This is a genomic window from Virgibacillus sp. AGTR (assembly GCF_016919725.2).
Lineage (GTDB): Bacteria > Bacillota > Bacilli > Bacillales > Amphibacillaceae > Virgibacillus > Virgibacillus salarius.
This window is the reverse complement of the sequence record NZ_JAJERH010000102.1, coordinates 1-12126: the sequence shown is the minus strand read 5'-3', so window position 1 is coordinate 12126 and position 12126 is coordinate 1. Positions and strand designations below refer to the sequence as shown.

Below are 12126 nucleotides of genomic sequence, written 5' to 3'. Positions count from 1 at the left end.
AAAAAAGTTAGCTGAAGGACAAACCCCACGGAAAGGGAAGTGGGCAGCCGGAGTGGTGGTCAGGCAAGCAGTAGCTATTATTCCATAATAGCTACTAGAGGAAGCGTAAATCTGAGCATTTAGTGATAAGGACTGAGCGAATTTTGCTCCGTTTTTCTTATTGTCTAATTTCCCCCGTATATAACTTGTACTGCTCCCACTTTATAAATATAACATGATTATTCGTATTTTGAGTAAAGAAGTTGTGTTTTGTCCAAGCCTTTTCCTATTCTTGGCACTTCCTTACGCTAATCTTTTGCCTACTATTTAAAAGAATGTATGGGCGAAGAAACGTAACCTAAATCAATAGTTGAAGTACTACTAATAGAGGATCCTAAGAGCGTTTACCTTCTTTGTATTCGTTATATTTCGACTTTTCATTTTATTAACTGTATGTTAAAATTGAAAGAAAATTACTAATACTGAAAAAGACCTAAAAGGAGTACTCATCATGAAATTATATGTGTCGGTTGATATGGAAGGAATAACAGGTTTACCTGATTATACCTATGTGGATTCTAATGAGCATAACTATGATAGAGCTAGGAAAATCATGACAGATGAAACCAATTATGTGATTGAAGCGGCATTTCAAACAGGTTGCAGAGAAATTTTAATAAATGATAGTCATTCTAAAATGAATAATATACTTATAGACCAATTACATCCAGACGCTCAATTAATTACAGGTGATGTAAAGCCTTTTTCCATGATGCAAGGATTAGATAATACATATGATGGAGCAATGTTTGTCGGATATCATGCTCGAGCAGGTCAGTTTGGCGTTATGTCACATGCAATGATCCATGCTGTACGTAATTTTTATATTAATGATCATCCGATTGGGGAAATGGGATTAAATGCCTATTTAGCAGGTTATTATCAAGTCCCAATAATTTTTGTAGCGGGGGATGACCAGGCAGTTAGAGAAGCACAGGAGCTGATTCCCAATGTTACAACTGCAACAGTAAAGGAAACCATATCTAGGTCTGCCGTTAAAAGTTTAACACCCAAAAAAGCTGGTGAACTTCTAACAATGAAAGTAAAACACGCCATTACTAATCGAAATCAAGTAAAGCCATTAATACCTCCAAAACAACCAATATTAAAGATAGAATTTAACAATTATGGTCAGGCGGAATGGGCAAATTTAATGCCTGGAACGCAAATACTGCCTGAATCTACCGTTGTATCTTTTCAGGCAAAAGACATATTAGAAGCGTATCAAGCGATGCTTGTTATGACGGAGCTCGCTATGAACACAAAATTTTCATAGGGAGGAAAAAGCATGCTACGATACATACTAAAAAGGCTACTTATCATGGTGATAACACTTTGGATTATTGTTACATTAACGTTTATTCTAATGGTTTCAATTCCTGGCTCCCCTTTTAATAGTGAAAGAGGAACAAACGAAGCGGTACAGGCAAACTTAGAGGCTCATTATAATTTAGATGAACCTTATGTTATACAGTATTTTCTATACTTAAAATCAATTGTAACGTTTGATTTTGGTCCATCCATTAAGCAACCTTCGCAGACAGTAAATGATATGTTAGGTCGTGGTTTTCCAATCTCATTTGAATTGGGGATTATTACCATTATTGTTGCTGTTATTTCTGGAGTCACTCTAGGGATATTTGCAGCACTCAAACATAATAAAGTAATCGACTACATGGCAATGGGATTTGCAGTTCTGGGTATTTCGATTCCGAATTTTGTATTAGCAACATTGTTAATACAACAACTAGCAGTAAACTATGAACTATTCCCAGTAGCAAGATGGCTAAGTCCAGCACATATGATCTTACCAGTAACGGCGTTAGCGACTGGTCCAATGGCTATCATAGCACGTTTGACAAGATCTACAATGCTAGAGGTATTGACACAGGACTACATAAAAATGGCGCGGGCTAAAGGACTTTCTCCTTGGAAAATCGTTATCAAGCATGCATTAAAAAATGCGTTAATGCCAGTTGTTACCATTATGGGGACTTTGCTTGCTGGAATATTAACGGGTACCTTTGTGATTGAAAAAATATTTGCAGTTCCAGGCATGGGGAAATATTTTGTTGAAAGCATTAATCAACGAGATTATCCAGTAATAATGGGGACTACCGTATTTTATAGTGCATTCTTAATTATCATGCTTTTCCTTGTTGACCTTGCGTACGGTATTCTTGATCCGCGAATTAAGTTACATAAAAAGGGAGGAGAATAGTATGAAATTAAAAGACAAACCCTCGAAACATTTCTATTCTCCTACAGACATACCAGATGATTGGTTTAATTGGAAGGAAAAAGATAATCAAGCTGCAGAAGCTGTTGCCCGACCATCGTTATCCTATTGGCAGGATGCATGGAAGCGTCTAGTTAAAAATAGACTAGCTATGGCAGGTTTAATTTTCTTAATTGTACTCGTAATTTTTTCAATATTCGGCCCTTTGATTTCACCTTATGATGTGAATAAACAAGATTTACCAAATCAATACCAACCGCCTTCAGCAGACCACTGGTTTGGGACAGATAATGCAGGTAGAGATGTATTTACCAGAACGTGGTATGGTGCAAGAATCTCCTTGTTTGTCGGATTAATGGCTGCCTTAATCGATTTCTCCATCGGCATTTTATATGGTGGAATAGCTGGTTATAAAGGTGGTCGAACGGATAACATTATGATGCGAATTATTGAGGTATTGTACGGTCTACCTTACTTATTAGTTGTTATTTTACTATTGGTTGTACTTGGCCCAAGCTTAAGCACAATAATAATTGCCTTAACCGTTACTGGATGGGTTGGAATGGCAAGGATTGTCCGGGGCCAAGTATTACAGATTAAGAACTTTGAATTTGTCCTCGCATCCAAATCATTTGGGGCGAAGACACCTCGAATTATTCGGAAAAATTTATTACCCAATACGATGGGCCCAATTATTGTACAAATGACTCTGACTGTTCCTAGCGCAATTTTCGCAGAAGCTTTCTTAAGCTTTTTAGGGCTAGGTATCCAAGCACCCTTTGCCAGCTGGGGAGTAATGGCTAACGATTCATTAGGTGCGATTCTATCTGGAAACTGGTGGACATTGTTTTTTCCTGCATTTTTCATTTCGTTTACGATGTTTGCGTTTAATGTATTAGGTGATGGTCTTCAGGATGCACTTGATCCGAAGCTTAGGAAGTAGGTGAACAGATGGACAAAATACTAGAAGTAAAAGACCTTCATGTAACATTTTCAACTTACGGTGGGACTGTTAAGGCAGTAAGGGGAGTTAATTTTTATTTAAATAAAGGTGAAACCCTGGCTATTGTTGGTGAATCTGGGTGTGGGAAAAGTGTAACCTCTAATGCCATTATGCGACTCATACCTGAACCACCAGGAAAGATTTCAAACGGGTCCATTATTTTTAAAAATAAGGAACTAACAACGCTTTCTGAAAAAGAGATGAGATCAATCCGTGGGGTAGATATCTCTATGATATTCCAAGACCCAATGACTGCGCTTAATCCTACACTCACTATAGGCACACAATTAATGGAAGGATTACAACAGCATCAACAAATAACAGGAGATCAGGCTAAATCTAAAGCGATAGAAATGATGAACTTAGTGGGTATTCCGAATCCAGCAGAGCGGTTGAAGCAATATCCCCATCAATTTAGTGGTGGGATGCGACAACGAATTGTTATTGCGATGGCTTTAATCTGTAAACCAGAATTACTGATTGCAGATGAGCCAACGACTGCTTTAGATGTAACAATTCAGGCTCAAATTCTTGAACTGTTTAATGAAATTCAGGAAGTAACTGGAGTTTCGATCATACTTATTACACATGATTTAGGGGTTGTTGCTAAAATTGCTGATCGTATAGCCGTTATGTATGCTGGAAAAATCATTGAGGTTGGTACAAAACGTGAGATTTTTTATCAGACACAGCATCCATATACAAAGGGCTTATTGCATTCGGTCCCACGATTAGATTTACAGGGAGAGAAATTGACTCCAATTGATGGTACACCACCTGATTTATTCTCACCCCCACAAGGATGTCCATTTACAGCAAGATGTCCTTTAGCGATGGAGGTGTGCGATAAAGTTTATCCCGTGACGACTGAACGAAGCGATTCTCATAAAGTGGACTGCTGGATGCAGGATGATCGGGCAAAACAGCTATTGGCTACATCAGCCGAAAAATAATATCACGAGAAGGGGGACTTTAGCATGACAAAGAAATGGCTATTATTAGTAGCTACGATTATTATCACTTTTGTACTATCAGCTTGTACAGCGAATGAGGATGCTGGAAAAGAACCAGAGAGTGATGGAGAAGGAGAGGGTACGGAAGAGGCAACAGGAGAGAAAATATTGCAACTGAATAATGGGGAAGAGCCAACATCATTTGATCCAGCAATCGGGTTTGATGCAGTATCTTGGAATGCTTTAAATAACTTATTAGAGGGATTAACACGATTAGGAGAGGATCATACACCTCAAGCAGCTATCGCTGAAAAATGGGATATATCGGAAGATGGAAAGACATATACCTTTTATTTACGCGAGAATGCAAATTGGTCTAATGGTGATCCAGTTGTAGCACAGGATTTTGTTTATGCTTGGAAAAGGCTTCTAGATCCTGAAACTGGTTCTTCCGCAGCCTTTTTAGGATACTTTATAAAAGGTGGAGAGGCGTTTAATAACGGAGAAGGTTCTGCTGATGATCTTGGATTAACGGCTGTTGATGAAAAGACATTTGAAGTAGAATTGGAAAATCCAACGGGTTATTTCCTGCATGTTGTTACTAACCCGGCTTTCTTTCCGGTGAATCACAAAGTGGCGGAGGAAAATCCAGAATGGCATGCAGAAGCAGAATCTTTCGTTGCAAATGGCCCATTTAAATTAGAGTCATGGAAACATGATAGCGAAATGGTATTTAAGAAAAACGAAGAATATTGGGATGCAGAGGCAGTGAAGCTGGATGGTGTACATTGGGCAATGGTTAATGATACGAATACGGAATACCAGATGTTTGAGCGTGGTGAGTTAGATTCAGCTGATATTCCAGCAGAGATGTCTGATCAACTTATTGACGGAGATAATGTCCAAATAGAAGAACAAGGTGGATTGGATTTTTATCGATTCAATGTAACCGAAGAGCCTTTCCAAAATGCAAAGATCCGTAAAGCGTTTGCGATGGCGGTTAACCGTCAGAATATTGCTGAGTTTGTAGTTAAAAATAAAGTAAAACCGGCATATGGATTTGTATCGCCAGGCTTTCAAAATCCGTCGGGAGACGATTTCCGTGACGTAAATGGTGAATTGGTAACGTTTGATCCAGAAGAGGCAAAGAAATTACTTGAAGAAGGTATGGAAGAAGAAGGATATGATGAGCTTCCAAAGGTTACCTTGTCTTATAACACAAGTGACGTAAATAAGGCAGTAGCAGAGTCACTTCAAGGTATGTTTAGTGAAAACCTTGGTGTTGAAGTGAATTTAGAAAACACAGAATGGAATGTATTCCAAGAAGATCAAAAGGCATTAAAGCACCAACTATCTCGTAGCTCCTTCTTATTTGATTATGCAGATCCAGTAAATTTTTTAGAAAGCTTTATTACAGGATCGTATATGAATCGAACTGGCTGGTCTAGCGAAAAGTACGATGAATTAATTGAAAATGCTAAGTCTGAAACTGACGAAGAAAAGCGTTGGGAATATATGTATAAAGCTGAGAAGCTTTTGGCAGAAGAAATGCCAGCATTTCCGATTCGCTACTATAATCAAGTAGAAGTTGTTCAAGAAGGTGTCTCCAACCTTTTGCGCCATCCGGTCGGTTATCTTGAGTTAAAACATACAGATAAGCAGTAAGCCATGAGGAAGGCTCAATTACAGATTAGATTGTATTTGAGCCCTTTCCTTTTTTACCCAGAGAACATGATGAACAGAAAGAAGGTTTGCTCATGATTCACCCTCCAAGGTTGAAGAAAGGAGATACGATTGGTGTGATTGCACCGGCTGGGCCTCCTGATAGAACTCGTTTACAAAAAGCTATATCCTTTTTTTTAAATATGGGACTTTGTGTGCAGTTGGGGAAACATATAGATAAGCGCAACGGTTATTTAGCAGGAACAGATAGTGAACGGCTTGAAGATTTACAGGATATGATTACGAACCCTGCTATTAAAGCTATTGTTTTCGCAAGAGGGGGGTATGGTTGTGCACGTATAACACCATACATTGATTTTGCTTGTATCAAAAAGCAACCAAAAATATTCTGGGGGTATAGTGATATAACTTATTTACATACTGCAATACGACAGCGTACAGGACTAATCACATTTCATGGTCCGATGCTTGCCTCCGATATCGGGAATGACGATTTTGATTATCTGTCTGCACGTATGTTTGAACAGCTTTTTCAGCCAACTACTTATACGTATACAGAGGAAATATCCCCATTGCATGTTATTGCTGAAGGGAATGCAAATGGTGAATTGGTAGGAGGGAATCTTTCACTATTAGTAAGCTCGCTGGGAACACCGTTTGAGATTGATACTACGAATCGATTGTTATTATTAGAGGATATAGGGGAAGAGCCCTATAGGATAGATAGCATGCTTAATCAATTGAAGCTTGCTGGAAAGTTAGAAACAGCAGCAGGCATTATTTTAGGTGATTTTGCTGATGCCAAGCCAAAAGTAACACCATCACTGCCTCTAGATAAGGTGTTTGACGATTATTTTAGAAAATTAGATATTCCAGTTATTTCGGGATTTAAAATTGGTCATTGTATGCCTCATATCGCTATTCCATTAGGGGTAGAAGCGTGTCTTTCCTCATATGATAAAAAGCTTATTGCCAAACCTGGTGTACAATAGTGAAAAGGAAAATGGAATGTTGGTTTTGAAATAGGCTAGAAACTAAACCTGATATACAGCTGTAGCGTAGCTCATTTAGAGCCAACCAATGTAACAAAAAATAATTTTAACGCTTTTATAAGAGAAAAGAAATCAATAGGAAGGCTAACCTATCATTCAATACAATAGATTACATGGGGACTTTACAGGTTTGGTAGCAATGAATTATCTATTTGTACAAATGGAATTATCAAAATAAGAGAAAGGGGGCGCTTTGCTTGCCTAAACAAACGTTTGATCAAATTGATGCGTTCCAATGGGTTGCATCTGTTCAAGTAGCAACTGTCTGGACTTCGCCAGATTCTAGTAGAGAGATTGATACATTTGGAATAAGTACACCGACGGATATTGATAGATGGATAGAGACGCTTAGTTATGAGGATAAACTTGCCTTATGTGAGGACAATCGTGTGCAGACACAAGTATTGTATGGTGAACAAGTTTATGTTACAGAAATAAAAGGAGAATGGGCACATGTTGTAATTCCTTCTCAACCATCTTATAAAGATAAAAGGGGTTATCCTGGTTGGGTTCCTATTCATCAACTAAAACAAGTTGACAGATCGCTATGGGATCAAAAAAAGAGAGCTATGGTAATAAAGGATAAGTCATGGCTAACATATGAGGGCAAAAATCATGATTTTAAATTAAGCTATTTAACCACTTTACCGGTACATGATGTGTATGAAGATCGTGTACAAGTGCAAACGCCTCATGGAAAGGGTTATCTAGATTTAAGTGATGTTCATATTTTTTCTACATCTGATGGATTGGAACAAGGGACAGGAAAATCGATTGTTAAAGCAGTAGAAGCTTATACAGGATTAAATTATTTCTGGGGCGGTATGAGTTCATTTGGCTATGATTGCTCTGGTCTAGCATATGCTGCACACAAAGCCAATGGCTATTTAATTGCTAGAGATGCTGGAGATCAGGCTAATGATGGAATAGAAGTTAGAGTGGACGAACTACAACCAGGAGATTTACTATTTTTTGCATATCAAGAAGGAAGCGGTACGATTCACCATGTTGGAATATATTACGGAGATGGGAAAATGCTGCATTCTCCACAAACTGGCAAAGGTACTGAGATAATAGCGATTAAAGACACAAAATATGAGAAGGAGTTATGTACTGCTAGGCGGTATTGGCTCAACACTGAGGAGAATCATAATGGATGACAAGATATTAGAAGTACTTCACCTAAAGAAGCATTTTACAGTTGGAAAAGGTCAAGTTCTCCAAGCGGTAAATGATGTTACATTTAACGTGAAAAGAGGAGAGACATTCGGTCTTGTTGGTGAGTCAGGCTGTGGGAAATCTACGATTGGTCGTACAATTCTTGGACTATATGATAAGACAGATGGAGATGTTTTATATGATGGTAGGAATGTACATGACTTGAATGAGAAAGATAGATTTCAATTTTACCGTCGTATGCAGATGATATTTCAGGATCCTTACGCTTCACTAAATCCCAGGTCTACTGTTAAAGAAGTAATTTCCGAACCAATGGAAATACACAACATATATAGAGATAAAAAGGAGCAACTAAACAGGGTTTATCAACTTTTGGAAGAGGTGGGACTTAATCGAGATCATGCAAATCGTTATCCTCATGAATTTAGTGGTGGCCAGCGCCAGCGCATTGGAATTGCACGTGCATTAGCACTGGAACCAGATTTTATTATTGCCGATGAACCGATTTCTGCATTGGATGTATCTGTACAAGCGCAAGTGGTAAATTTATTAAAAGCGTTGCAGATTCAAAAAGGATTAACCTTCTTATTTATTGCTCATGATTTATCTATGGTAAAGCAAATTTCTGACCGAATTGGAGTGATGTATTTAGGTCATTTAGTAGAGCTCACAGAAAGTACAACATTGTATGATGATCCACTTCACCCCTACACGAAAGCACTGCTTTCAGCAATTCCCATTCCGGATCCGGATATTGAAGAAGCAAGAGAGCGGATCATTTTAAAAGGTGAGTTGCCGAGCCCGATTAATCCTCCATCTGGTTGTGTTTTTCGAACGCGTTGCCCAATGGCAATGGAGATTTGTTCCAAGACCAAGCCAGCTTGGCAAGAAGTAACACAAGATCACTATGTAGCATGTCACTTATATGATGAAACAGTGGAAAATAAAGAACCTGTTAAGAGCTTAATCAGAAACTAATGGAATCGTTTTATCCCACATATAAACGGCAGCAAGACCCTACTTTATTTAGGTCATAGAATTAGGAGTTGAAGAATGAATTCAATAAGTGTGAAGGAACTAAATACAACTACTGAAATTATGGAAGCATATCCCATAATGAAACAATTAAGAACACATCTAGATGAGCAGACATATAAAAGCTTAGTTATAGACGCCATGAAATATGATCACTATAAATTGATGGCATTACTTGAGCTAGGAAAGATAGTTGGAGTTATCGGATTCAAGCCAATGATCACGTTATATTACGGAAAATTCGTCTGGATTTGTGATTTGGTTGTTGATGATGATAAACGATCAATGGGATATGGGGAGAAATTACTCACGTATGTTCATCAATGGGCTAAAGAAAATAAATACAAAACAATTGCTTTATCATCAGGTATTCAAAGGGATGTTGCCCATCGATTTTATGAAAACATAATGAACTATGAAAAAGTAAGCTATGTCTTTAAATCGTCATTCTGAGAAACATAACTAATGGAATTACCTAGTTATATTAATGTATAGGTAAGGAGAAGGTATTTATCAATAATTAGAATTATTGGAAAACTTGAGGGCGTCTCAGGTTTTTTATTTTTAGGTTCTATTGTTTTCATTCGGTGTATAGATTTAATAGTAGGAATGCTAGATTAAATGACTTGGAAGGGGGAAGGTAATGAAAAAAAGCCAATACCAACAAAAGAGCGGGCTGAAAGATTGGAAGAAGCGTAATTCTTCATTGTTAAAGAAAATTAAAGAGAAGCAACGAGCCTCGTATAAAAACAAAAAGCTTCCTAGTAAGCAGCCTGTTAAAAACAAGCTCTTACCGATTAAATCTAAAAAGCCGTATTTTTTAACAAAACCACCAAAGCAGCCATCAAAGTGGAAAATTCCTGTGATGTTCCTATTGTCTACTTTAATAATAATCATTTTGGTTGTTCCAACATTAATTGTTGTTCCATTTGCCAAGGGGGATCGGCAAGAAGGAGCTACCCCTACAGAGAATGAAACTACAGCACAAGTTGAATTAGGCTCCTCTCCCTTTTCAGTATCGGTAATGAGGTCGGCTTCCGATAAAGTAGAAGGTATTCCACTAGAAGAATATGTTGTTGGAGTAGTGGCCTCAGAGATGCCTGCAGATTTTGAGAAAGAGGCACTGAAGGCACAGGCTCTTGCTGCAAGAACATATATAGTAAACTATAAACTTCATGGTAATGAGGAAGAGTCAAAGAAATCAGATGTTACAGATACGGTGCAGCATCAAGTATACAAAGATGAGTATCAGCTTCAAAAGCAATGGGGAAGTGACTTTAATTGGAAGATAAATAAAGTAAAGAAAGCGGTGCTCGAAACAGAGGGAGAAATATTAACGTATAAAGATGCACCAATTACTCCCGCATTTTTTTCAACGAGTAATGGTTATACAGAGAATTCCGAGGATTACTGGGAAAATGAACTTCCCTATTTAAGGAGTGTTGCTAGTCCTTGGGATAAAGAATCTCCAAAATATTTAGATCAAAAGACATTCTCCTCTGATCAATTAGAAAAAGCACTAGAGCTAGATTTTTCTAATAAAACTCCGTTACCCATTCAATTAACACGAACCGATAGTAAACGAGTAGAGGAGATAGAAATTGCTGGACAAAAATTCTCAGGAAGGGATATACGTGAGAAGCTAGATTTACGATCAAGTGATTTTACGGTAGAGCAAAAAAACAATCATTTTATCTTTACTACGAAAGGCTTTGGCCATGGAATAGGCATGAGTCAATATGGCGCAAATGGAATGGCTAAAGACGGAAAATCATATAAAGATATTGTGCAATATTATTATCAGAATGTACAAATAAGTACTGTAGATAATATAGCTCCAACCCTCGTTGCAAAATAAGCGGGGGTTTTTATGCATGTATCATTTTTCCAGTTGTCATGAATTCATAAATTCATTTAATTTCCCCATTATTTTATAAAAAATGCATTAATTCTCAAAATATTTTTTTGAAAATGTATAGAAATTCCTTTTTCTGATCAGAATGGTTGTTGAGGTGATGATCTTATGAAAGAGGAAAACAAAGGTGCTTCAAAAAATAAGTGGAGCCGAATTTTTCGCAAGAAGTGGTTTTTTCCAGCTGTTTATTTAACAATTGCCGCTGTATTGTTATCTGTTGTAGTATGGTATCAAAATATGGATAATCAAGTTCCAGACGCACAGGAAGAGAATGGTGAATACATTCCATCTCATGATCAAGAAGCAGAACCAGTTTTGGATCAGCAAGAGGTTATTCAAATGCCAGTAACAAACCAAGAAGAAGCAGAAATCGTAACTAAATTTTATGATCCTGATGCAGAACAAGAGGAACTTGAGAAAGCTTTAATTCTGTATAACAACAAATACTACCAAAGTGATGGTGTAGATATTGCATCAGCAAATGGTGAGACATTTGATGTAGTTGCAGCACTGAGTGGGACAATACAAGAAGTAAAAAAGGACCCATTGCTTGGTAATGTTGTCATACTTTCACATGAGAATGAGGTAATGACATACTATGCTAGCCTTGAAGAAGTAAGTGTGAAAAAAGGTGCAGAAGTAAAACAGGGTGATAAGCTTGGTACAGCAGGTAAAAATGTATTTGGTAAGGACAGTGGAACACATGTCTATTTTGAATTAAGAAAAGATGGCAACAAAGTTAATCCAGAAGCATTCTTTAATCAACCAGTTAGTGCTCTTCATAGCATTACAGAGGAAGCTTCTGAAGAAGCGGAGTCTACAGAGGATGCGGAGAATTCTGCAGATGAAGAAGGTAAACAGGAAGAAAATGAACAGGTAGATGACACTTCCGAAGAGCAGCCGAAGGAAGATGAGAATAACGAGGAAGACTCAGGATCTCATGTAAACGATGAGCAAAAGCAAAATGAGCAAGACTCGGATGCTACATCTGATACTTCCGAAAGTGCATAAGAACAGTGTAAACATAT

11 protein-coding genes are annotated in these 12126 nt (G+C 37.7%); all 11 read left to right on the top strand.

Annotated elements, in window-relative coordinates:
* Positions 1-490: 490 nt before the first annotated feature.
* Positions 491-1315: a M55 family metallopeptidase gene (locus tag JUJ52_RS21550; RefSeq protein ID WP_026682411.1), complete on the top strand. Its 825-nt coding sequence runs from the start codon at positions 491-493 to the stop codon at positions 1313-1315.
* Positions 1316-1327: 12 nt separating this feature from the next.
* Positions 1328-2260, top strand: a complete 933-nt coding sequence (locus JUJ52_RS21545) for an ABC transporter permease (RefSeq protein ID WP_026682412.1) — start codon at positions 1328-1330, stop codon at positions 2258-2260.
* A 1-nt stretch (position 2261) separates the two neighbouring features.
* Positions 2262-3221 (top strand): ABC transporter permease, encoded by a 960-nt coding sequence (locus JUJ52_RS21540; RefSeq protein WP_026682413.1) that lies wholly within the window; start codon positions 2262-2264, stop codon positions 3219-3221.
* A gap of 8 nt (positions 3222-3229) precedes the next feature.
* Positions 3230-4234 (top strand): ABC transporter ATP-binding protein, encoded by a 1005-nt coding sequence (locus JUJ52_RS21535; RefSeq protein WP_026682414.1) that lies wholly within the window; start codon positions 3230-3232, stop codon positions 4232-4234.
* Positions 4235-4258: 24 nt separating this feature from the next.
* Positions 4259-5899 carry a peptide ABC transporter substrate-binding protein gene (locus JUJ52_RS21530; protein ID WP_166530110.1) on the top strand — a complete coding sequence of 547 codons (1641 nt, stop codon included), beginning with the start codon at positions 4259-4261 and terminating at the stop codon, positions 5897-5899.
* 92 nt (positions 5900-5991) lie between these two features.
* The gene (locus JUJ52_RS21525; RefSeq protein WP_026682416.1) at positions 5992-6909 is read left to right on the top strand and encodes a S66 peptidase family protein; all 918 of its coding nucleotides are present in this window, start codon (positions 5992-5994) and stop codon (positions 6907-6909) included.
* Between the two features lie 257 nt (positions 6910-7166).
* Positions 7167-8129: a C40 family peptidase gene (locus JUJ52_RS21520; RefSeq protein WP_205389105.1), complete on the top strand. Its 963-nt coding sequence runs from the start codon at positions 7167-7169 to the stop codon at positions 8127-8129.
* Complete coding sequence (locus JUJ52_RS21515) at positions 8122-9126, top strand: ABC transporter ATP-binding protein (RefSeq protein ID WP_026682418.1); 1005 nt, start codon at positions 8122-8124, stop codon at positions 9124-9126. The genes JUJ52_RS21520 and JUJ52_RS21515 overlap by 8 nt, the downstream gene beginning before the upstream one ends.
* A gap of 75 nt (positions 9127-9201) precedes the next feature.
* On the top strand, positions 9202-9636 hold the full coding sequence (locus JUJ52_RS21510; protein WP_026682419.1) for a GNAT family N-acetyltransferase: 435 nt from the start codon (positions 9202-9204) through the stop codon (positions 9634-9636).
* A gap of 190 nt (positions 9637-9826) precedes the next feature.
* Positions 9827-11041, top strand: a complete 1215-nt coding sequence (gene spoIID, locus JUJ52_RS21505; protein WP_051388413.1) for a stage II sporulation protein D — start codon at positions 9827-9829, stop codon at positions 11039-11041.
* Between the two features lie 165 nt (positions 11042-11206).
* Positions 11207-12109, top strand: a complete 903-nt coding sequence (spoIIQ, locus tag JUJ52_RS21500) for a stage II sporulation protein SpoIIQ (protein WP_205389104.1) — start codon at positions 11207-11209, stop codon at positions 12107-12109.
* Positions 12110-12126: the final 17 nt, after the last annotated feature.